Here is a 23,176-nt window from a genome sequence, read left to right as displayed (position 1 = left end):
TCAAGAGATATGGATAAATTTCCATATTGATATTCTGTAGAAGATTGTGTACAAACAGTAGATAGCTTTGTCCTATAGTCAGGCACTACCAATGTCAAGCGAGCAATCTTCTACCGAGTTTTCATGGGATAAGTTAGCACATGTTTTTTTTGGACCGCATGCTAAAGTCACTACTATCGTGTGCGGACTGACAATCGCAGCGGCTTTCTTCACCTACTTCCAGACAAGAGATACTGATAACACTACAAAACATACGGCATGGGCAGTCGGGTTAGGTCTGTTTATTGCAGTTGTTATTTTTCTTTTAATTTTTGGATTGCTCAGTAATCACTTTAGAGGGCTTAGCATTAAACGCAAAAGAGAGATTAAGAAACTTACAGATAGTAGCGCTACTCTTACGAACCAGTTGTCAAGAATGAAAACTGAGTCTCGGAAAAGAGTCAGAAATTTGCAATTATTCCAAGCCAGGCTTGAAGAAGTTAAGAAATACCTGAAACAATCAAACTCTGGTCAGTCAACTAGCGATCCTGATTTAGGTTTTGCTTACAGAGAAGTTAATAGTCTTCTTGATAGAATCTCGAAAGAAATTGCGGAAGCAGAAACCTTATATGCAGAGATGTTAGGCGGAATTGAAATTCTCGATTCACCAAAACCTTCTGATTACTACACGAGAGAACCTCAAGGGAGGTTGAATGAGTAAAAACAGTAAATGGCGACACACCCTGTATCGTGTGGAAAAACTCTGCTTGTGTTAAAACTGCCGAATTAAGTACTGGAAATACTTGTGCAGTTCCGGAGTATCATTGCCAATTTCCTGAAGCCTTTCTAGAAAGAGGTTTTTCTCGGACGGATTATCTATCCATTGAAAGTTTTTGGAACGTAGGTAATTGATTCCCCATTCATCTAGTAATTCCATGCTCCCAATAACTGCGGAATGACCAATCAATCTATGATACGCCTCCAAGTTGTCTGGACGTTTCTCTGAAAACTGGGGGGGAAACTTCTTGAGGTACTCTTGGACTAAAGCCCTATACGCATTCCTTGCCGTTGAAAAATCGTCTGACCCTCTTTTTAATTCTCTCCTACAGTCTTCTAATTGGTTTTCCATGTCGGTCTTTGACATGCCTGGAAGCTTCGTAACCAGATTCTGAACCTCCATAATGAAATCTCCGATTAAGCATTGGAATTTGTTTCCCCAATCTGCAAAATTGAACATACTTAATCACCAAAAACACTCCTAACTCTCTTCGCACTTTTGCTAGAAAATCAGGGATGTTTTCAACAATATATATTCTTTGAAAGTTTTACCTATGGTGATCTTCGATTTGGGAAACAAGAATTTACTATAATAAATTTTATAGTATTTTTGTTCTACACGCAATTGGTATGATGAATTAATGTCGAGCGAGATCTCCTTTCCTCCAAATCTAGGGGTACAGCTACGTGAAAGGGCAATCAGACAATCAACCAGATCGCTAGTGAACCTTTGACGGACACGTAAAGCGTGAGTAAAGGCAATGCCCTTGAAAGGGAAGTGCAAGAATACAGCAGAAGCAATTTAAGGTATTCACCTTGGATTAGATAATTTTGAGGCGGGCAACTTTCGCGCTTTTGATGAGTTCGCAGCTGAGAAACAGCAAGAGATTGAAGGGTAGGATTGTTATTACGATCGCTCTTTCAAGTTTGAAGTTACACTGCTGAAATAGCCTTGATGAGGCAAAATGCAATGACCGAAATGAGTCTCAACTCAGAACAGCTTAAAGCCGTCGTGAAAAGCGCGATCGTCGAACTCTTTCAGGAAAATCGACAGGAAGTGTCTGCGCTTTTAGCAGAAATCATTGAAGATATTGCAATGGAAAGCGCGATCGAAGAAGCCCATTTTTGGAGCCTGTTAAAATGATAATTATTGAGTGAAGTCTGTAGACAAAAGCTTATGTCGATCGAGATTACTCTAACCCCAGAATTAGAAGAGCAGTTACGCAAAAAGGCAACACAGCGAGGGCAAGATATCGGCATTGTTGCCACTGAGCTTTTGGCAAGTGTTCTGGAATGGGAAACGCAGGATTCAGAAGAAGCACTTCAAGGCATTCAGCAGGGATTGAATGATTTTGAAGCAGGCAATTTTCGCGCTTTTGACGAATTCGCTGCCGAACAACGCCGCAAATACAATTTGCCCGCATGAGCTACCGGATTGAGATTTCGAGTGTTGCGGAAGCAGAGGCAGACAGCATCTTTCTGCGCTCATCACAGATTCTTTCTCCTGATCAGGCGAGTCAGTGGTATGCCGGACTGCTCAAAGCGATCGAGTCGTTATCCACCATGCCGAAGCGATGTGCGATCGCAAAAGAGAATGAGTATTTCAGTCAGGAAATTCGACAGCTTCTCTACGGGCAGAAACGAAATATGTATCGAATTCTGTTCACTGTGTTAGAGGAATCATCGTCAGTTCGGATTCTTCACATTCGGCATTCTTCGCAGCCTGTGATTGGTGAAGCACTGGATGAAACTGATCCAGACGAATAAGAAGGTGAGTTTAGTCCTCTACTAACTCGCTTGGCTCACCCGGATAAAAGCGATCGCTCAATATCTCTTCCAAGTTGTAAGGACAATCGATCGGAAAAACAGAATTCGGTAAATCTGTCTCTCTCACCGCAAGCTCAACCCCTCTCAGGTACGCTTTACGAAGCGCTTCTTCGATGTAAGGCTTCAAGCTAGGATTCTCTTCAAGAAGATCATTAATATCTAAACGCTGAATCCGCAGCGTTGACAACCAGCTACGGCTACGGTTTTGAGGCTGGTACTGCCATTTCAGCAAATGCCCAATTAAAACACTGAGGCGATTCCGAAGTTCTTGGCGCTGCTGCTTCCCCAAAGATGCAATTTCCTCAATGATATTTGGCAAGTCGATCTGATTCCATTGCTTGTTATGAAGAAGCATCACTTGTTCTTGTGTCCAAGCATGGAAATCAGCTTCGTAGAGATTGGGTGCAGAAATCGGATATTTTGCTGTCTCTGAATTCGCTTTCGGCGCGTTCATTGGCTTGCTCCCATCGTAATGCTTCATTATAAATACACTGTCTTGCTCCTGTTACTGTTCGACGATCGGTCAGCACATTGCTAGATTCAGAGTATAGTTTCTCCAAGCGGATAACCGCGATAATCTAGCTTAGAGCAGCAGTTATTGAGAGCGAGATTTTGAGGTAAAACATGATTGCTCAAATCGAGAAAAGAAATTACACCGCCGAAGAGTACCTAGAACTAGAGCTTACATCTGAAGCCCGCAGCGAATATCGCAATGGAGAAATCGTCCTGGTGACAGGTGGAACACCCGATCATAACGACATTTCCGGCAATCTCTATGTTGTGCTAAAAACTGCCCTGAAGGGAAAGACCTATCGGACTTTCTACGCCGATCAACGCCTCTGGATTCCAGCCGTTAGTCTCTATACTTATCCCGATATCATGGTTGTGCCAAAGCCGATCGAGCTTCAAACAGGTCGAACTGATACCGTGATGAACCCCTGTTTCATTGCCGAAGTCTTATCGAAATCAACTCAGAATTATGATCGTGGCGAAAAATTCCTTGCTTATCGATCGATTCCCAGTTTTCAAGAGTATCTCTTAATTGATCAGTACAGAATTCACGTCGAACATCACGTTAAGACTGCTACTAATCAATGGCTGTTCTCAGAATATGACGATCCAACGGTTACTTTGACGTTGAGAGCCGTTGAATCTCAAGTTCAAATTGCAGAACTCTACGAAAATATTGACTTCAACCAAGCTTAAAAGAACAAATTTAGGCAACTTACAGAAAAAAAGGAGCGATCGCCATTTCTGCGATTGCTCCTTTTTTCAACTAAGCCGAGACAGCTACCTTCTCAACATCTGGGTTTGCTTCCGGCGTGTCCTTCTCAGACGGCGGAACCACTTGCCAGAACTTCGGCAAATACTCCGACCAGTTCGCCAGAACAGCCTTCGCTTTCGGGCTACCCGTATGCTCAACATGAGCCTCGAGCAGTTCTTTTAACTGTTGCTCACCCGCAGGTGCTACAACTCGCTGAACCTTGACAATCTCAGGATTGACTTTCTCTTGAAAGCTGCCATCTTCATCTAAGAAGTAAGCTAATCCTCCAGTCATCCCTGCGCCAACGTTCCGACCTGCTCGACCGAGAACGACGACCACGCCGCCTGTCATATATTCACAGCAGTGGTCACCCACACCTTCAACCACAGCTTCAGCCAGAGAGTTACGAACTGCAAATCGCTCACCCGCTTGACCATTCGCAAACAGTCTGCCGCCTGTCGCACCGTAAAGGCAAGTATTACCAATGATCACATTCTGAGATGGATCATACGTTGCTTCAGGAGAGGGTTTGATAGCAATCTCACCGCCATGCATTCCTTTACCGACGTAATCGTTTGCTTCTCCAACGAGATTCAACGTCATACAAGGTAAGTTAAACGCACCAAAGCTTTGACCCACCGCTCCGGTAAAGTTTAGAGTGACCTGACCGCTGAAGCCAGAGTTACCATATTGTTTCGCGATCGCTCCTGAAATCCGAGTCCCAACCGTTCGATCCGTGTTAACGACTTCAACGGATTTGGTCACATCGCCTTGATTTTGAATCGCAGCTTGAAGATTTGGATCACTGAGCAATTGATCATCCAGAACAGCACCATTGCTATGCACAGTTTCGTGATTCAGCCAAGTGCGATCGCTGCGAGTATCCGGCAACTGAGTCAAACAATCTAAGTTCAACAGTTGAGTCTTGGTCAGATTCACAGCTTCTCTGGGCTTGAGCAGATCAGCACGTCCAATAATTTCATCCAGGGATTTGTATCCTAAACGAGCCAAGAGCGATCGTACTTCTTCCGCGATAAACAAGAAGAAATTCACAACATGCTCAGGTGTGCCAGGGAAACGTTTGCGAAGTTCTTCCTTCTGACTTGCAACACCAACTGGACAGCTATTGGTATGGCAAATCCGAGCCATGATGCAGCCTTCTGCAATCATCGCGATCGAGCCAAATCCATACTCTTCAGCACCCATCAGCGCGCCCATGACAACATCCCATCCCGTCTTGATGCCACCATCAACGCGCAGAATCACACGATCGCGCAATTGATTTTCCATCAAGACTCGATGCACTTCGGTTAAGCCCAATTCCCAAGGACTTCCAGCGTGTTTGATTGAGCTGAGAGGAGATGCACCTGTACCGCCATCATGTCCAGAAATTTGAATGATGTCAGCATTCGCTTTGGCAACCCCAGCGGCGATCGTACCGATTCCTACTTCTGCAACCAATTTCACGGACACTTGAGCCAGCGGATTGATTTGGTGCAAGTCGAAAATCAGTTGGGCAAGATCTTCGATCGAGTAAATGTCGTGATGCGGAGGCGGAGAAATCAGGGTCACTCCAGGCTTCGATCGACGCAGGAGAGCAATGTAAGGACTGACTTTCGGCCCAGGTAATTGTCCACCTTCACCCGGTTTTGCACCTTGAGCCATCTTGATTTCGATTTGCTTCGCGCTCATCAAATACTCAGGCGTAACTCCGAACCGTCCTGATGCGACTTGCTTAATCGCAGAGTTTGCAGTGTCACCTGTTTGCAGCCCTTTGAGGTGCGGCAAGAGCGGAGATGTCCCGTTCTCAACTTCGTTCAAAATCTTGTATCGAACTGGATCTTCGCCGCCTTCACCAGAGTTAGACTTACCGCCGATGCGATTCATCGCGATCGCTAAGACTTCATGCGCTTCACGAGACAGAGCACCAAGAGACATTCCGCCTGTGCAGAAGCGTTTCACAATGTCGATCGCAGGTTCGACTTCGTCGATTGAAATTGAATTGCGATCGCTCTTGAAATCGAGTAAATCTCTCAATGCCGTAAGCGGACGACCAGCTAAATGCTTTTGGTAGAGATCGTAATGATCCGGGTTCTTCGTTCTCACAGCTTGGTGCAAGTGCTTCGCCATCTCTGGACTGTTCATGTGATACTCGCCCCCTGGACGGTATTGCACAAAGCCAAAGTTTTCCAGTTTCTTCGTTGTCAGTTCAGGGAATGCCTTGCTGTGGAAGGAGAGAATTTCTTGAGCCAGTTCTGCTAAGGTCAAACCACCCAAGCGTGAAGCTGTTCCGAAGAATCCAGTATTGAGTAAATCGCCCCCAATTCCGATCGCTTCAAAAATCTGTGCACCTTGATAGCTCGAGAGCAGTGAAATTCCCATTTTTGAGAGAATCTTCAGCAAGCCATCTTCGATCGCTTTTCTAAAGTTCGCTTGAACGGCTGCAATGCTAGCAGATTTAATTTTTCCACGTTCCATCAGCGCTTGAGTCTTAGAATCCGACCACCACTGACGAACAGATTCCAATGCCAAGTAAGGACAAACCGCACTTGCACCATAGCCAATTAAGCAAGCGAAATGATGCGTGCTCCAAGCTTGAGCCGTATCTACGACCAGAGAAGCTTTCATCCGTAAGCCTTTCTGAATCAAATGATGGTGAACAGCTCCCACTGCCAGCATCGGCGGAATGTAGCTGTAGTCCGCATTCAGTTGAGTTGGATTGCCAGATTGATCTAAGCGATCGCTCAAGACCAAAATTTTATTCCCCGATCGCACTGCTTCCGTCGCCTGCTCACATAAGCGAGCCACCGCAGCTTTCAAACCTTCTGGGCCTGCTGCAACTTCAAATAGAGTCGAAAGATTTGCAGTTGCCAAGCCCGATTCACGAATCTGATCTAACTCAGGCTCAGTTAACACCGGAGAATCGAGTAAGAAGAGATTTGCGCCGTCTGAATTAATTTTCAGCAGATTTCCGCGCTCACCTAACTGCATCGTCAACGACATGACGAGTTTTTCGCGCAGTGGATCGATCGGCGGGTTCGTCACCTGAGCAAAACGCTGTTTGAAGTAGTCATACAGTAAGTGAGGACGCTCAGACAGCACTGCAAGGGGAATATCATCCCCCATACAGAATGTTGGCTCTTTCCCTTGAGCCGCCATATCTTGGATGACCATTTCCAAATCTTCCAAGGTGTAGCCAAAGGCAGTTTGATGCGTCAGCAGCGATTTTGCATCCAATGCCGCTGTTTCCAAGAAAGCATGAGATTTCAGAGTTTTACGATTTTGCTTCAACCACTCTCCATAGGGATGAGCGTTGGCAATGCGTTGCTTGATTTCCCAATTTTTCAGCACTTCACGAGATTGCAAATCGAATGCAATCATTTGCCCTGGACCAAGCCGCCCTTTCTCAATGATTTCGGATTCTGGCAGATCTACAACACCCGCTTCTGAACCGACTACAAAGTAGCCATCGCGCGTAATGCCGTAGCGGGCTGGACGCAAACCGTTCCGATCGAGAGTTGCTCCGACAATTTTTCCGTCACAAAATGCCAGCAGTGCAGGACCATCCCAAGCCTCTTGAACACCGCTGTTGTACTCGTAAAAATTGGTGATTTCAGGGTGATCTGCTAGTTCCGGCTGGTTCTTGTACGCTTCTGGAACCATCATCATGAGCGCTTCGACTGGGCTACGTCCAGATCGCACTAACAATTCCATCACGTTGTCCAAATTCGCGGAGTCACTGTTATTGGAATTCACCGTTGGCTTAAGCAAATCAATGCGATCGCCCCAAACCTCATGCGCTAAATCCGCTTCTCGCGCTCTCATCCAGTTGACATTGCCCAACTGGGTGTTAATTTCGCCGTTATGACCGAGCAATCGCATCGGCTGCGCGAGTTGCCACTTCGGCATTGTGTTGGTACTAAACCTGCGGTGATACAGCGCGAAGGTGGTTTTGTATTCTGGATTTTGCAAGTCAAGATAGAACTTGCCTAAAATCTCCGATCGCACCATGCCCTTGTACACGATCGTTCGGGTAGAGAAGGAGCAAACATAAAGCTCATCAAATCCGGCTTCAGGTCTTACTGCAAGTGTGCGATGAATGCGTTTGCGAGCAACATAAAGCTTGCGCTCTAATTCTTCATCGGCAACTTCAGACTGCACAATTAACTGTTCAATCAGCGGCTGATTGTCTCGAGCTTGAACGCCTAAAACTTCGGGTTGGACTGGAACGCTTCGCCAACCTAAAAGGGTCAGCCCTTCTTCAGCAATAATTTTCTCTGCGACCTGTTTTGTTTCAGCCGCGATCGCAGAATCTTGTGGCAAGAAAACCATGCCGACTCCGGTATAACCAATTTTAAGAGTTACACCGCGATCGCTTGCCCATTGATTCAGAATCTCCCAAGGAATTTCTGCCATCACACCCGCGCCGTCTCCGGAGTCTTGATCCGCGCTGCATCCGCCCCGATGCTCCATACAAGACAGGGCAATCAGCGCTTTGGACATCAGATCATGAGTGGCTCGACCTTGCTGATCGACAATAAAACCAACTCCACAGGCATCGCGTTCCTCGACTAACCAGCGCTGCCCTGCATATCCATTCGAGATTGACTGAGATTCATTCGGAGACGGAACACTTGCTTGACTCATGGGTGGATTGATTCGATTCATTTCAATGAGAATTTGAGGGTTAGAACGGAGAGCGCTGGGACTTGAGAAACTTTTATGAAGAAAGGAGAAGAACGATCACATAAACTTAACAATCAAGGAAAAGATTCTGCTCGTCAAGCAGTTCTGTAGCCACGCTTACCTGTGACGAAGGCATCGTAAAAGATCTATCACAACAAAACAGCCAAATCTGTTGCCAAACCTCAAGTCTGAGAAACCATTCACTCGTTCATGGTGATGTCAGAATTTATCAGAGCTGAACTAGCCAGCCTATACCCAATCGCCGAAGAAATCTTAGCTTGACTGAATTTTTATAAAGACCGGATTAAGAATATTATAGAAAATTTTGACTTCTGACAATCCCTGTAAAATTGCGGTTTCAACTGAAATAGACTGACGTTCTCAGCCCAATCGCTTTGCTGAGCCAGTAGATTCCCATAAAGTCCCCTGAGGAAAGTTATGGTTTGTTGATAGTTTCACCTTTGGACGATCGCAGTAAAATACCGCAGGTATTGCGGAATCTCTTTCACGAAATCTTGTCTAGATGACTTCTCCCAAATTTGGTTTCTACGTCCTAGCACTTCTCTCTTTTTCACTTCCTGCTCGGGCTGATGCCCCTGCAGCTCTTGATTTTAACGTGGCGCAACAATCCGTTCCCCAAAGAGTTCCTGCTTTGAATTTCAATGTTCCAACGGCTCAAGGTACTCAAATTAATTTGAATGGCGTAACGATCAGCGGAAATTGGATGCAATGGCAGGGAAATCGCGTCGGAATCAGTGATGCCATCATTCGTTCTCAATTCGGAGCGGAGCTTCTCAGTACAACCGATGCTACTCGCCAACCTGTGCAATGGTTCTCTGAAGCCGTTTTACCAACTCGACTCACACCACCCCTGCGATATTTGGATGTTACAGATCTCGCCCAAAAGTACGGGTGGCAACTGCAAATTAGCGGCAATATTCTCCAGATTTCGACTCCAAAAGCAAACCTGACAGCGATTCAGCAAGAGCAACTGGCTGGAAACGTCGATCGCATTACAATTTCGCTCGATCGCCCAATTACCTGGCAAGCTGATCCGCAGTCGAATGAACTTGTTTTAACATTCGATGCTCAGGCGGATCAGAACCGGATTCAAGCGTTTAAGCCGATGCCATCTTTTCGACTTCGTTCTCTCAAAGTCGAGCCGACGCCAAACCGAACTGTGGTTCGGTTTGGTATCCCCATTGGTTTCAGACCTCGAATTACCACGCTTTCCAATCCCGATCGTATCGTCATCGATATCGGTTCCAACTTTCTCAGTGACAGAGATATCCTCTGGACAAACGGCTTACTCTGGCGGCAAAGATCCTTAACTGTACGATCGAATCAATTCCCAATTGTTTGGTTTGAAGTGAATCCACGTCAGCCGGGTCTCAGCATCCGCCCGATTTTGCCCAATGCTACAACATTGACGGGAACCCTACCTTTATTCACCACGGCTCAACAGTCCCTCACTTCAGCAGCCATCAACGGTGGATATTTCAATCGCAATAATCAGCTTCCTCTAGGTGCAATTAAGGTAAATCAGCGATTTGCTTCTGGTCCAATTTTGAATCGGGGGGTTGTCGGCTGGGATGCAGCAGGAAATTGGAAGTTCGATCGCTTAAGACTTCAAGAAACTCTCATTCTCAGTTCGGGTCAAAGCTTTCCTTTAACTGCTCTAAATTCTGCTTATGTTCAAGCTGGGATTGCCCGGTACACCGCTGATTGGGGCAGCACTTATACGACTTTAACCGACAATGAAATTCTGCTCACTGTCCAGAATAATCAAGCGGGAACTCAGCAAACCGCAGAAAAAGCGGGAACGGTCATTCCGTTGCCAACGACTGGATATCTGCTCGTTTTTCGATCGAATCGAACCGCTGCCGCATCTTTCCCACCTGCAACGCCAATTCAACTAGAAAGTATCTTTACTCCTTCTGACCTCGCTGCTTTTCCCAATCTGATTGGCGGTGGACCACTTCTCATCCGCGACGGTCAAATCGTTCTCGATGCTCGACTCGAGCAATTTAGTGATGCTTTCATTCGAGAAACGGCAGCTCGAAGCGCGATCGGACAAACTTCTGACGGCAGAATCCTCATTGTTACTGCTCAGAATAATGTTGCAGGTTTAGGGGCGACACTCAGTGACATGGCAGACATCATGCAGCAATTAGGTGCGGTCAATGCGTTAAATCTCGATGGAGGAAGTTCAACCACGCTTTATCTAGGAGGACAGTTGCTCGATCGACCTCCTCGTACTTCTGCCCGTGTTCATAATGGAATTGGCGTTTTTATCCAGCCCTAACGCCTCTTCGCCCTTCTTCACCGATTAAGCAATTTAAGTCAAGACTTCGTGAAATCTTCGCAAATCGTCCACTATAGACAAGCGAGTTCTAGATTGGTCTGTTAGGCTTCTTGGTTGGTAATCCAATCGGTGAAGTCAAGCAGTACGACTTCGTTCCTAAGTTTTAGAGGAGGAAAAACGGTGGCTCAGGCTCAAGAAAAGACCCCAACCCTTACTTTATCGCCAACTGCTTTAAAGTCGGTGGGTGCTTCCGAACTCCGTCCTTGGGGTTCGTTTACAGTTCTGGAAGAAGGTCGTGGCTACAAGATTAAGCGGATCGAAGTCAAACCTGGTCATCGTCTTAGCTTACAGATGCATCACCACCGCAGCGAACACTGGATTGTAGTCTCCGGGACAGCAAAGGTTGAGTGTGGCGGTGAAGAAATTACCCTCAGCAGTAATCAATCGACCTATGTGCCTCAATGCACGACCCACCGCTTAGAAAATCCTGGTGTCATTCCTCTAATTCTGATCGAAGTTCAAAACGGCGAATATCTTGGCGAAGACGACATCGTAAGATTCCAAGACGACTACTCCCGCGCTAACTAAATCTTATTTATTTTCTAGAGGGGCAATTCTACCGGGATTGCCCCTCTATGTTTTTGGAAATTCCAATCGCGGTACGATAGGAACACAAAATTTTGCATCCAATGTCGTGCCAGTTCTATAAAGTCCCAGTTCAAGGACAATCACCCTAGAAATGTAGTGAACTGGTGCAGGTTGTTAATTCTAGGAAATTCCATGATCAACTTAAGCCCTTCGGCGATCGCCGAAGTCCAACGCCTTCGCACCCGCCACTCTACTCCTGACGCTCTTTTCCGTCTCCAAGTCATTCCAGGCGGATGTGCCGGACTTGCTTATGAAACGAAATTCGATCTTGAAAGTAGGTCCGACGATCGCATTTTCAATTGTCACGGCATCCAAGTCGCGATCGATCCACAAACCGCCACTTATTTAACTGAATTAACGATCGACTTTTCAGAAGACTTAATGGGCGGCAGTTTCCGCTTTCATAACCCCAATGCTAAAAAAAGTTGCGACTGTGGGGTCTCCTTCTCGGTAAACGAGAGCTAGAATAGATAGGCTTTACATTCCGAAAATGTCGATCGTTCTGGATTTCCCAAAAAAAGGGTTTGACAGGCGTATCGATCCATTGGTATGTTTAGTGATCGTTGAAAGTCGGAGCAGTCTCGAAACTGCATTCTCCAATACATTTTAGAAGATGCCCACCATCCAGCAACTCATCCGAGATGAGCGCAGTAAAGCTAAGAAGAAAACCAAATCCCCGGCTCTGAAGAGTTGCCCTCAGCGTCGTGGAGTTTGCACACGGGTTTATACCACTACGCCGAAGAAGCCGAACTCGGCTCTGCGTAAGGTGGCGCGGGTTCGTTTAACTTCAGGATTTGAAGTGACAGCGTACATTCCCGGTATCGGTCACAACTTACAAGAACACTCCGTTGTGATGATTCGGGGCGGACGGGTAAAAGACTTACCTGGTGTCCGTTACCACATCATTCGCGGAACTCTTGACACGGCTGGTGTAAAAGACCGCAAACAAGGTCGTTCTAAGTACGGCGCGAAACGTCCGAAACCAGCGGCTGCTAAATAAGCACGCTAAAATTATCTGCTTAATAAAGAACCTCGTCGCTCACATCTATGAGTCAATGAGGTTCGTTTGTTAGCGATCGAAGGTATTGATAGAAAACATCTCACGGCTTTCTGTTCTGCGATCGCGCTTTTGTCGGTCAACTATGCTGGTTGAACCTCAATCCATCGTTGTTTTTCTTGAAGGCTCATTATGTCTCGTCGCGTCGCAATCAAAAAGCGTCCCATTCCTGCGGACTCGGTACACAATTCCCGTCTCGTCACCATGATGGTGCGGCGGATTATGAAAAGTGGCAAGAAATCTCTCGCCACTCGCATTGTTTATGATGCGTTTGAAACGATCAAAGAGCGCACTGGCGCTGATCCGCTCGAAACCTTTGAACGGGCTGTAAAAAATGCAACGCCGCTCGTCGAAGTGAAAGCGCGTCGGGTTGGTGGTGCGACTTATCAAGTTCCGATGGAAGTGCGAACCGATCGAGGAATCGCGTTGGCCTTGAGATGGTTAATTCAATTCGCACGGGCGCGGGCAGGAAAGTCCATGTCAGCGAAACTGGCGAATGAATTGATGGATGCTGCAAATGAAACCGGAAGCGCAATTCGTAAACGCGAAGAAACGCACCGGATGGCAGAAGCAAATAAAGCATTCGCGCACTATCGCTATTAAAAAGTATAGAATCTTAACAGACGCACAGACGCAGTAGTGTGATTTAAACCCAAGACCCTTTTCACAGATGCTAAGGAGGTAGCTGTGGCTCGTACCGTCCCGCTCGAAAGAGTAAGAAACATCGGGATCGCCGCGCATATTGATGCGGGCAAAACAACAACAACAGAACGGATTTTATTTTACTCCGGCATCGTCCATAAAATTGGCGAAGTGCATGAGGGGACAGCCACAACGGACTGGATGGAGCAAGAGCGGGAGCGGGGAATCACAATTACCGCTGCTGCAATTAGTACTCAATGGACTCGTCGCGACGCAGACAAGCCGAACCAGCCCGGTGAAGGCGAACTCGAACACAAGATCAACATCATTGACACGCCTGGACACGTAGACTTCACGATTGAAGTTGAGCGTTCCATGCGAGTTCTAGATGGCGTAATTGCTGTGTTCTGTTCCGTGGGTGGCGTTCAGCCCCAGTCCGAAACTGTGTGGAAACAGGCGAATCGCTATAACGTTCCCCGCATGGTGTTCGTTAACAAGATGGACAGAACTGGCGCAGACTTCTTTAAGGTCTACGGTCAAATTCGCGATCGTTTAAACGTTAAATACGCTGTTCCAATTCAAATTCCGATCGGTGCTGAAGATCAATTCAAAGGCATCATCGATTTGGTTCGGATGAAAGCGTACATCCACAAAGACGATTTAGGTCGTGAAATTGAAGTCACCGATATTCCTGAAGATCTCAAAGAGAAAGCTGAAGAATTCCGCACGATTCTGATCGAATCCGTTGCAGAAACCGATGAAGCTCTACTTGAGAAGTACTTCGCGGGTGAAGAACTGACCGAAGAAGAAATTAAAGCTGCAATTCGCAAAGGCACGATCGAAGGAATCGACGGAGAATTTTTTGTTCCGCTGCTTTGTGGTTCTGCCTTTAAGAACAAAGGCGTTCAGCAGATGCTCGACGCAGTCTTGGATTACCTTCCTTCCCCGATCGATATTCCGCCGATCCAAGGAACGATGCCGGATGGAAGCCTTCAAGCTCGTCCGCCGAAAGACGATGCACCTTTGGCTGCACTCGCTTTCAAAGTCATGACCGACAAGTTCGTGGGTCGCTTAACCTTTGTTCGCGTATACTCTGGTGTGCTTGCGAAAGGAAGCTACATCTACAACTCGACCAAAGGTAAGAAAGAGCGCGTCTCTCGTTTGATCATCTTGAAAGCAGATGAGCGGATTGACGTAGACGAACTCAGGGCCGGTGATTTGGGAGCGATTCCTGGATTGTCCGACACGCTCACGGGTGACACTCTTTGTCCTGAAGGCGACAACATTGTGCTTGAGTCGCTGTTTATTCCTGAGCCTGTGATTTCGGTTGCAGTTGAACCGAAAACCAAAGGCGATATGGAAAAACTTTCCAAAGCGCTCAAGGCACTGTCTGAAGAAGACCCGACGTTCCGCGTCAGCATTGACCAAGAAACGAACCAAACTGTAATTGCCGGAATGGGCGAATTGCACTTGGAAATCTTGGTCGATCGTATGCTTCGCGAGTTCAAAGTTGAAGCAAACGTCGGTGCGCCTCAAGTTGCTTACCGTGAAACGATTCGCAAAGCTGTCAAAGCTGAAGGCAAATTTGTCCGTCAGAGTGGTGGTAAAGGTCAATATGGTCACGTTGTGATCCAGCTTGAACCCGGCGAAGTCGGAAGCGGATTCGAGTTTGTCTCGAAAATCGTAGGTGGTACAGTTCCGAAGGAATATGTCGGGCCTGCTGAGCAAGGGATGAAAGAAGCTTGCGAAAGTGGGATCGTTGCGGGCTATCCATTGATTGATGTGAAAGCAACACTCGTCGATGGTTCGTACCACGATGTAGACTCTTCTGAAATGGCGTTTAAGATTGCTGGATCGATGGCGATCAAGGATGGCGTTATGAAAGCCAGCCCGGTACTCTTAGAGCCGATGATGAAGGTCGAAGTTGAAGTGCCAGAAGACTTTCTTGGCAGTGTAATGGGGAATCTGATCTCGAAGCGTGGGCAAATTGAAGCTCAAGGCGTTGAGCGCGGAATCGCCAAAGTCACCACCAAGGTTCCACTGGCAGAAATGTTTGGATATGCTACGGATATCCGATCGATGACTCAGGGACGCGGTACTTTTACAATGGAATTTAGCCATTACGAGGAAGTACCTAAGAACGTCGCTGAAACCATCATTGCGAAAAACAAAGGGAACGCTTAATCAGGAAAGAGGAATTGTAATTCATGGCACGCGCAAAGTTTGAACGGACTAAACCCCACGTTAACATCGGCACGATTGGTCACGTTGACCACGGTAAAACGACGCTGACGGCTGCAATCACGATGACCCTATCAGCTCTGGGTCAAGCAGCGGCTCGGAAGTATGAAGACATTGATGCAGCTCCGGAAGAAAAAGCACGGGGTATCACCATCAACACCGCTCACGTGGAGTATGAAACTGAATCCCGTCACTACGCTCACGTAGACTGTCCTGGACACGCTGACTATGTGAAGAACATGATCACGGGTGCGGCTCAGATGGACGGCGCGATCCTGGTGGTATCGGCGGCTGATGGTCCCATGCCCCAAACTCGCGAACACATCCTCTTGGCTCGTCAGGTTGGCGTTCCCCGTCTGGTTGTCTTCTTGAACAAGAAAGACATGGTGGATGATGAAGAACTGCTCGAACTCGTAGAACTTGAAGTTCGCGAACTTCTCAGTTCTTACGACTTCCCCGGTGACGAAATTCCTATCACCGCAGGTTCTGCTCTCCAAGCAGTTGAAGCGATGACCGCGAACCCCAAAACCAAGAAGGGTGAAAACGAGTGGGTTGACTGTATTTATGCGTTGATGGATTCCGTTGACGAATACATCCCAACTCCTGAGCGTGATGTTGACAAGCCTTTCTTGATGGCGGTTGAGGACGTATTCTCGATTACAGGTCGGGGTACGGTTGCAACGGGTCGGATTGAACGTGGAAAAGTCAAGGTTCAAGACGAAGTTGAACTCGTTGGTATTCGTGACACTCGCAAGAGTACTGTAACGGGTATCGAAATGTTTAAGAAGTCCTTGGATGAAGGGGTTGCTGGTGATAACGCTGGTATTCTTCTCCGTGGTATTCAGAAGGCTGACATTGAGCGTGGGATGGTCTTGGCTAAGCCAGGTTCGATCAAGCCTCACACCAAGTTTGAGTCTGAAGTTTACATTCTGAAGAAAGAAGAAGGCGGCCGTCACACTCCGTTCTTCCCTGGCTATCGTCCTCAGTTTTACGTTCGTACAACTGACGTAACTGGAACGATCAGCGACTTCACGACTGACGAAGGTGGCGCAGCAGAAATGGTAATGCCCGGCGACCGCATCAAAATGACGGTTGAATTGATCAACCCGATCGCAATTGAAGAAGGAATGCGTTTCGCAATCCGTGAAGGCGGCCGTACTGTTGGTGCAGGTGTTGTTGCTAAGATCCTCAAGTAAATCTTAGTTGACTAGCTTGAAGCCCCCAGTGGAGTACTCCACTGGGGGCTTTGCTTTTTGCGCTTCAAAATTGATCGCAATCGCAATTGGTTGCTCGATCGACAAGATGAAGGTCACGGACTATTGCTCGCTTTCTAGAGCAATGCCTTGATTTGAGCTTGTATCGCAAAAAATATCCTATGTATCACACCCTAAACGCCCCGATCGACCTTCTGCCGATTGCATAAACATAAACCTAATTCGTCCTGCCCAAATCCTTGCATCAGTTTATTTCGCCGCTTATGTTCAGCCTTTAGACAGTCATCAACTGTCGCACATCAATTTGAATATTTGGGAAAGACAATGGGCTGATTACTCCAGAAGTGACACTAACTTCTGATTGATACTCTCCATTCACTGGAATGCGAAAAACAATCAATTTCTTGTCACGCAGATTAATCACCCAATATTCAGCAATGTTTACTTCTGCATAGATTTTGCGTTTAATCTCCAGATCTTTCGTCAAGCTTGACTGGGCATATTCAATGACCCAAAATACATTTTCTGGATAAGGATGATGCGCTAGATAAATTTGATCAAGGGGTTGAACGATCGCAATATCTGGTTCTGGCTCTGATGCATTCGGCAGCGTGATCGGTTTTGCCTCTCTGACATAAGCGAGTTCAGGAATTTCCAATAATCGTCTGAGGTAACGAGCAGCTCTATCACTGTAATAAGCATGAGGTGTCCCTTCAGGCGACATCAGAACCAATTCTCCTTTCAACAATTCGATCGCTTGATCCTCAAACACGCCAGCTTCTACTGCTTGATGGTAACGGTCGATTGTCCATTGGTAAGTTGCGATCGTCATCTGCCTCGCTCCACTTGAACCTGGTTCTATTTTACTGAGAATTCACTGACCGTATGTTGCTCACTGCTGATCAAGTCCGTCGATCAAGGTTTCTTGAGAAAAGAGCGAGTCTGAAGCGTTTTTAGCGCTACAATATTTTACTGGCGCGATCGCGCGTCCACATCTGAACCATTGACAACTTGGGAACTTAACTTCAAATGGCAACGATTCAACAGCAAAAAATTCGGATTCGTCTGAAAGCGTTCGATCGACGTTTACTCGATACATCTTGTGAAAAGATCGTCGATACTGCAAACCGCACGAATGCCACTGCAATTGGCCCTATTCCGCTCCCGACTCGCCGTAGAATCTATTGCGTTCTGCGTTCTCCCCACGTTGATAAAGACTCGCGTGAGCATTTTGAAACTCGCACTCACCATCGCTTGATCGATATCTATCAGCCTTCTTCTAAGACCATTGACGCTTTGATGAAGCTTGATCTTCCGGCTGGTGTTGACATCGAAGTCAAACTTTAGAACTTTGAAAGGATGTGGTTACCCACATCCTTTAATTTTTTAAAGATGTTTACATTTCTCAATAACAGATCCGTTAGAGTAGAGTAAGCACCCTCAATCACAAGTTTGCAGAGCATGACATCATCGATCGCGGTTCGTGAACTCCCCCTGTTTCCTCTTCCCGACCTGGTACTTTTCCCAGGTCGCCCCCTTCCTCTTCACATCTTCGAGTTTCGCTACCGCATGATGATGAACACGATTCTGGAAAGCGATCGACGATTTGGAGTATTAATGTGGGATCCCGTTAAGGGACAGCCTGCTCCGGTGGGATGCTGTGCTGAGATTGTTCAGTTTCAGCGGTTGCAAGACGATCGCATGAAAATTCTCACACTTGGACAGCAGCGATTTAGAGTGTTGGAATATACTCGCGAAAAGCCATATCGAGTTGGTTTGGTGGAGTGGATTGAAGATCATCCTCCCGCGATCGATCTCAGACCTTTAGCAAAAGAAGTCAATCAACTTCTGCATGATGTGGTTAGGTTGACTGAGAAGCTTTCTGGACAAGAGATTGATCTGCCTGAAGATATTCCAGAGCTACCGACTGAGCTTTCCTACTGGATTGCTAGTAACTTGCACAATGTTCCAGACGAGCAGCAAGCATTGCTTGAGTTGCAAGATACGGAAGCTCGCCTAGAGCGAGAGTCTGAGATTTTAACTTCAACTCGGAACCATTTGGCAGCTAGAACGGTTTTAAAGGACACCTTAAAAGACGTTGCTGAATAGTTGAAGAATCAAGCGAATGAAGAAGCGATCGTTTGAATCTGCAAGCATTTAACCGATCGCGGGTAAAACGTCATAGCTTCCGAAGATTTTCAGAGTCTCGGTGCAATGCTCTAACTCAGCGAGTGCAGATTGAATCGCATCTTGTCGGGTATCGGCTTCTAAATCGACAAAGAACACGTAATCGCCGAGCGATCGCTTTGTTGGGCGCGATTCAATTCGGCTCAGGTTAATCCCTTTTTCTGCAAAAATCTGCAACGGTTTAACTAATACTCCAGGCTGGTTCGCACTGACACTAAACGCGATCGAAGTTCGACTTCCACCGGGTGAAGGATCGAGACTGACAACAATAAATCGCGTGCAGTTCTCTGGATGATCATTAATTGGAGACGCAAGAACGGGCAGGCTGTAGAGTTGTGCTGCTCTTTGTGAGGAAATCGCTGCGATCGTTTGATCTTCACCTAAATGCTGTAATGCCTCAGTTGTAGAATTTGCGGCAATGACTTGCGCCGAAGGTAAATTGCGATCGAGCCAATTTTGACATTGAGCCAGCGCTTGCGGATGAGAATAGACCGTTTGAATTTCGCTGAAATCAGATGCGATCGACAACAGTGCATGATGAATCGGTAATACGATCGCATGCTGAATTCGCAAGGTATCAAGCCGCCAGAGGGCATCTAAGGTCATCGTGACACTGCCTTCGATCGAATTCTCGATTGGGACAACTGCACACTGAACTTGTTCCTTTGCCACAGCTTCTAAAGATTGCGTAATACTGGGATAAGGACATAGGATTGCAGCTTGATCGTGGCTTTTCGTGAACCAGTTGAGATACTTCAGTGCAGCCGTTTCTGTATAAGTTCCATGTGGTCCTAAATGTGCGATCGAAATAGTCATCGCCTTTTTCCAAAAATGATTCAGTACTCTATATACTCTGCTGAGTTTTGTAAAACAATAATCTTTTGTATAAGTAATTATGTTTATATTTCAGTAAGATGACTTACGTGACTGAGAAGCCCTTAAAATTAGTTCATAATTAGATCAAACCTTCCCTAAATCTTTGCGAATGGATACTCGGTTTTCCGCCTCCCTGGGAGTTGAAATGGTTGTTCCAGAGCAGCCCATTCATATTACGAATTACTTGCGCCAGCCGCAACGGGTTGTCAATGCACTCGCCGCTTCTAGCCAGATTGAGCGATTGGATTCAGACCTTTATCGGCTGAAAATGCGATCGCTGAATTTTATGACCCTGAGCATTCAACCGATTGTCGATATGCGCGTTTGGGCAAATGAGGAAGCAGCGATTAATATTCAATCGGCTGCCTGCGAATTGCGCGGAATTGAGTATGTTAATGACAAGTTTTTATTCGATTTGAAAGGACAATTATCACCGTGTCAGCAGCATGGTGAAACCTATCTAAAGGGCTTAGCAAATCTTGCGGTCGCAGTTGAACTTCCGCCGCCTCTGAACTTTATGCCACGTCCCCTAATTGAGACGACGGGCAACGGGCTGCTATTAAGTGTTTTAACGACGATTAAGCAAAGATTAATGCAGCAGTTATTGACTGATTATCGGAACTGGGTTGCAGTGCAAGTGGGAACTACTTCTGTACAAGATTCGGTCGTGCTCAAGCCTCTAAATTAAGCTGCAATTGCTGAATGACTTTTTGTACCGGAGCATAAGTTTTGCGGTGATAAGGGGTAATCCCTAGCGATTCGATCGCGGCAAGATGCTGCTTTGTTCCGTATCCTGCGTTTTTCTCCCAGCCGTACCCTGGATATCGTTGTGCCAAACGGCGCATAAAGCGATCGCGTCTGACTTTAGCAATGATCGAGGCAGACGCGATCGCGTAGCAGGTCGCATCTCCGTCAATGATTGCAGTATGTGAGCCTAAATCCGTTTGCCGAATGGGACGACCATCAATCAATGCGTGATCATAAGGTGCAACTCGGCTTAAAGCGCGTTGCATCGCGAGATAGGAAGCGCGGAGAACATTGATTTGCTCAATTTCTCGAACGGTGGCAATGCCAACTCCAATCGCGATCGCATTTGATTTAACTATGTCAAATAGTCGCTCTCTCTGAGATGCAGAAAGCAGCTTAGAATCTCTGACTCCGGCAATCATTTCGCAATGCACAGGTAAGAGAACCGTTGCTGCCACAATAGGGCCAGCAAGACATCCTAATCCGGCTTCATCTACACCCGCGATCCGAAGCAGTCCTTGCTTCCACAAAGACTGTTCGATTTCTAGGGTCGGATTCTGCGGCATTTTACTCGTTTGTCGAAGCCGACGATCGACGACGACGACGACGAACGGTCGTGTCTTCTTCCGGTTCAGCCGGAGCTTCCTCAACTGTGGGTGGCTCTGGTTCTGCAATTTCTGCAAATGTTGGAACTTCAAATGCAGGTTCTTCAAACGCAGCTTCTTCAAACTCTGGAGCTTCAAACTCTGGAGCTTCAAACGCTTCGAGATCCTCTACTGGAGAAGAGTCTACGTCAACAGATGGTAGAGATTGAACTGCTTCAGGAGGTGGAACTTCACCGGGTAGAAGAATGGACACGATTGCATTTTTGGGATTCTTCACTTCTTGATTCGAGAGAATCAGCGGTGAAATTCCCATCCAGGCGTAAACATCCTGTTCATCGGGAGTCATTTCGACATAAACCGATTCGGGCGGTTCGGATGGCGTTTTATTAAAGCGATCGCGTCTTTGTGACCGTCCACCGCGACGCTCTTCGTATCGATTTTCGCGGGGGGCTTCTTCGGTTGGGGGTTCTGCAACGGGTTCTACGGGGAAATCGCTATTTGATCGCGACACCAAAGTGGGTGCAGAAACGGGGGGACGGCTGCTGCCGGATTCTTCCCAACGAGAAGGTCTGGGGGCAGATTCGCGCACAGGAGCTTCGGATCGACCCGATTCGCGTGGGGCATCTTGGCGACGATGACGTGTTCTTTTCGCGGATCGACCCCGTTCTTGATAACTCGGATGATGCAGAAGTTCGAGGTCAGAATCGCCCGAATCGCCTTCCAAATCGTCGCCTTCCCAGAATGACTCTGAAGCGGCTGGAGCTTCGCGACGTGATTCGATGCGACGAACTGAAGCATCTCGCTCAGTGTAACGAGCCGCCGGACGCTGCTCTAAAGTCTCAAACTCTTCAGCAGAATCGGTTTCACCCGGCAAGTGAACGACATGACCTAAACCGCCGCAGGTCGGGCAAGGACGACCAAAGAGTTCGTAAATGTTTTTCCCTTGACGTTTCCGGGTCAGTTCGACGAGTCCGAGTTCGGACAATTGAGAAATTTGCGGTTTTGCTTTGTCCGATCGCAATGCTTTATTGAAATGCTCCAAGACCTGCAATTGGTCGCGGCGTGAGTCCATATCGATAAAGTCTACGATGATCACCCCGGCAATGTTGCGGAGCCGGAGTTGTCGAGCGATTTCGGTTGCCGCTTCGCAGTTTGTCCAGAGAACTGTTTCTCTTGCCGTTGCCGATCGCGTAAATGATCCAGAGTTAACATCAATGACCGTTAAAGCTTCGGTGCGTTCAATAATGATGTAACCGCCAGAAGGTAGGTCTACTCTCGGTTTGAGCGCTTCTCGAATCGCGGCATTGACCCGGAAATAATCGAGAATCGGAATGCGATCGCGGTGATGATCGATCAGAACGCCTTGCGGCGTTTTGCCACTGCCCCAGTTGAGCAGTTGTTGTTTGACGCGCTTCAGCCCGGTATGCGAATCGACCACAATCCGGTTCACGTCTGAACTGTAGACATCGCGCAGCACTTTTTGAATGAAGTCGTCATCTCGGTTCAAGAGCGCCGGGGCACGGGTGGAGCTTGCTTCTTGCAGAATCGCTTCCCACTGCCGTTGCAGCGCTTCCAAGTCCTCGATGATTGCCTCTTCGGGCATTCCTTCGGCTTCGGTGCGGATGACAATGCCCATTCCAGCGGGCTTGACTAGAATTGCCAATGCCCGTAATCGGTTTCGTTCATTCTCGTTGCGAATCCGACGAGAGAGATTAACGCCGCGACCGTACGGCATCAAGACTAAATAGCGACCCGGCATAGAAATATTGCCCGTCAGGCGAGGCCCTTTATTTCCGGTCGGCTCCTTCATCACCTGAACTAAAACTTTCTGCTGCGGGGCAAGCAATTCGGTAATCGAACCTGCCGCACGCTTTAAACGTAAGGGGCCGAGATCCGAGACATGAATAAATCCGTTCCGTTCTGAATCACCGATGTTGACAAATGCGGCATCGATTCCGGGCAAGACGTTCTCAACAATTCCTAAATAAATGTCACTAACCTGATGACTTCCGGTTGCAACGATTAATTCTTGAATTTGATCTTCTGAAAATACAGCAGCGATTCTATGCTGCTCAGCAATCACAATTTGCTTAGGCATTCAATTTCCTCAAAACTGAGCGC

21 protein-coding genes are annotated in these 23,176 nt (G+C 47.1%); 15 read left to right on the top strand and 6 right to left on the bottom strand.

Annotation, left to right across the window (positions count from 1 at the left end):
* Nucleotides 1–91: 91 nt before the first annotated feature.
* The 4 genes from J0L70_RS19065 (at nt 92) to J0L70_RS19050 (ending at nt 2,523) form a co-directional block, all read left to right on the top strand.
* Nucleotides 92–700 carry a hypothetical protein gene (locus tag J0L70_RS19065; RefSeq protein ID WP_287455551.1) on the top strand — a complete coding sequence of 203 codons (609 nt, stop codon included), beginning with the start codon at nt 92–94 and terminating at the stop codon, nt 698–700.
* A 1,026-nt stretch (nt 701–1,726) separates the two neighbouring features.
* Nucleotides 1,727–1,900, top strand: coding sequence for a hypothetical protein (locus tag J0L70_RS19060; RefSeq protein ID WP_287455550.1), 174 nt, complete (start codon nt 1,727–1,729; stop codon nt 1,898–1,900).
* A 33-nt stretch (nt 1,901–1,933) separates the two neighbouring features.
* Nucleotides 1,934–2,182, top strand: coding sequence for a hypothetical protein (locus tag J0L70_RS19055; RefSeq protein WP_287455549.1), 249 nt, complete (start codon nt 1,934–1,936; stop codon nt 2,180–2,182).
* Complete coding sequence (locus J0L70_RS19050; protein WP_287455548.1) at nt 2,179–2,523, top strand: type II toxin-antitoxin system RelE/ParE family toxin; 345 nt, start codon at nt 2,179–2,181, stop codon at nt 2,521–2,523. Before J0L70_RS19055 ends, J0L70_RS19050 begins: the two co-directional genes overlap by 4 nt.
* A gap of 10 nt (nt 2,524–2,533) precedes the next feature.
* On the opposite strand, the gene J0L70_RS19045 is transcribed toward J0L70_RS19050, so the two are convergent.
* Nucleotides 2,534–3,037: a DUF29 domain-containing protein gene (locus J0L70_RS19045; RefSeq protein WP_287455547.1), complete on the bottom strand. Its 504-nt coding sequence runs from the start codon at nt 3,035–3,037 to the stop codon at nt 2,534–2,536.
* 170 nt (nt 3,038–3,207) lie between these two features.
* Here J0L70_RS19045 and J0L70_RS19040 point away from each other — a divergent pair, with 170 nt between their 5' ends.
* Nucleotides 3,208–3,789, top strand: coding sequence for a Uma2 family endonuclease (locus J0L70_RS19040; RefSeq protein WP_287455546.1), 582 nt, complete (start codon nt 3,208–3,210; stop codon nt 3,787–3,789).
* 70 nt (nt 3,790–3,859) lie between these two features.
* On the opposite strand, the gene gltB is transcribed toward J0L70_RS19040, so the two are convergent.
* Nucleotides 3,860–8,515, bottom strand: coding sequence for a glutamate synthase large subunit (gene gltB, locus J0L70_RS19035; protein ID WP_287455545.1), 4,656 nt, complete (start codon nt 8,513–8,515; stop codon nt 3,860–3,862).
* Between the two features lie 541 nt (nt 8,516–9,056).
* On the opposite strand from gltB, the gene J0L70_RS19030 reads away from it, so the two are divergent.
* The 7 genes from J0L70_RS19030 (at nt 9,057) to tuf (ending at nt 16,622) form a co-directional block, all read left to right on the top strand.
* Nucleotides 9,057–10,838: a phosphodiester glycosidase family protein gene (locus tag J0L70_RS19030; RefSeq protein WP_287455544.1), complete on the top strand. Its 1,782-nt coding sequence runs from the start codon at nt 9,057–9,059 to the stop codon at nt 10,836–10,838.
* A gap of 180 nt (nt 10,839–11,018) precedes the next feature.
* The gene (locus J0L70_RS19025) at nt 11,019–11,426 is read left to right on the top strand and encodes a cupin domain-containing protein (protein ID WP_017288036.1); all 408 of its coding nucleotides are present in this window, start codon (nt 11,019–11,021) and stop codon (nt 11,424–11,426) included.
* A 192-nt stretch (nt 11,427–11,618) separates the two neighbouring features.
* A complete protein-coding gene (locus tag J0L70_RS19020; RefSeq protein WP_017288037.1) occupies nt 11,619–11,951 on the top strand; it encodes a HesB/IscA family protein in 333 nt (110 codons plus the stop codon).
* 148 nt (nt 11,952–12,099) lie between these two features.
* Nucleotides 12,100–12,486: a 30S ribosomal protein S12 gene (rpsL, locus tag J0L70_RS19015; protein WP_017288038.1), complete on the top strand. Its 387-nt coding sequence runs from the start codon at nt 12,100–12,102 to the stop codon at nt 12,484–12,486.
* Between the two features lie 189 nt (nt 12,487–12,675).
* Complete coding sequence (gene rpsG, locus J0L70_RS19010) at nt 12,676–13,146, top strand: 30S ribosomal protein S7 (RefSeq protein ID WP_017288039.1); 471 nt, start codon at nt 12,676–12,678, stop codon at nt 13,144–13,146.
* Nucleotides 13,147–13,230: 84 nt separating this feature from the next.
* Nucleotides 13,231–15,369, top strand: coding sequence for an elongation factor G (fusA, locus tag J0L70_RS19005; protein ID WP_017288040.1), 2,139 nt, complete (start codon nt 13,231–13,233; stop codon nt 15,367–15,369).
* Between the two features lie 23 nt (nt 15,370–15,392).
* On the top strand, nt 15,393–16,622 hold the full coding sequence (gene tuf, locus J0L70_RS19000; protein WP_017288041.1) for an elongation factor Tu: 1,230 nt from the start codon (nt 15,393–15,395) through the stop codon (nt 16,620–16,622).
* Between the two features lie 292 nt (nt 16,623–16,914).
* On the opposite strand, the gene J0L70_RS18995 is transcribed toward tuf, so the two are convergent.
* Nucleotides 16,915–17,472: a Uma2 family endonuclease gene (locus tag J0L70_RS18995; RefSeq protein ID WP_287455543.1), complete on the bottom strand. Its 558-nt coding sequence runs from the start codon at nt 17,470–17,472 to the stop codon at nt 16,915–16,917.
* Between the two features lie 197 nt (nt 17,473–17,669).
* Here J0L70_RS18995 and rpsJ point away from each other — a divergent pair, with 197 nt between their 5' ends.
* Both rpsJ and J0L70_RS18985 read left to right on the top strand, forming a co-directional pair.
* Nucleotides 17,670–17,987 carry a 30S ribosomal protein S10 gene (rpsJ, locus tag J0L70_RS18990; protein WP_017288044.1) on the top strand — a complete coding sequence of 106 codons (318 nt, stop codon included), beginning with the start codon at nt 17,670–17,672 and terminating at the stop codon, nt 17,985–17,987.
* Between the two features lie 114 nt (nt 17,988–18,101).
* A complete protein-coding gene (locus J0L70_RS18985; protein WP_017288046.1) occupies nt 18,102–18,749 on the top strand; it encodes an LON peptidase substrate-binding domain-containing protein in 648 nt (215 codons plus the stop codon).
* A 48-nt stretch (nt 18,750–18,797) separates the two neighbouring features.
* On the opposite strand, the gene pheA is transcribed toward J0L70_RS18985, so the two are convergent.
* A complete protein-coding gene (gene pheA / locus J0L70_RS18980; RefSeq protein ID WP_287455542.1) occupies nt 18,798–19,643 on the bottom strand; it encodes a prephenate dehydratase in 846 nt (281 codons plus the stop codon).
* Nucleotides 19,644–19,812: 169 nt separating this feature from the next.
* Between pheA and J0L70_RS18975 the strand changes: the two genes are divergently transcribed.
* Complete coding sequence (locus J0L70_RS18975; RefSeq protein WP_287455541.1) at nt 19,813–20,391, top strand: DUF1997 domain-containing protein; 579 nt, start codon at nt 19,813–19,815, stop codon at nt 20,389–20,391.
* Here the strand turns inward: J0L70_RS18975 and rnhB are convergent.
* Nucleotides 20,375–21,016, bottom strand: a complete 642-nt coding sequence (gene rnhB / locus J0L70_RS18970) for a ribonuclease HII (protein ID WP_287455540.1) — start codon at nt 21,014–21,016, stop codon at nt 20,375–20,377. The genes J0L70_RS18975 and rnhB overlap by 17 nt on opposite strands.
* Nucleotide 21,017: 1 nt before the next feature.
* A complete protein-coding gene (gene rne / locus J0L70_RS18965; RefSeq protein WP_287455539.1) occupies nt 21,018–23,153 on the bottom strand; it encodes a ribonuclease E in 2,136 nt (711 codons plus the stop codon).
* Nucleotides 23,154–23,176: the final 23 nt, after the last annotated feature.

It is taken from the genome of Leptolyngbya sp. UWPOB_LEPTO1, from assembly GCF_017302695.1.
In the GTDB taxonomy this organism is placed as follows: Bacteria; Cyanobacteriota; Cyanobacteriia; order Leptolyngbyales; family Leptolyngbyaceae; genus Leptolyngbya; species Leptolyngbya boryana.
The sequence above is the reverse complement of the archived record's forward strand: the minus strand, read 5'-3'. Positions and strand labels throughout refer to the sequence as shown.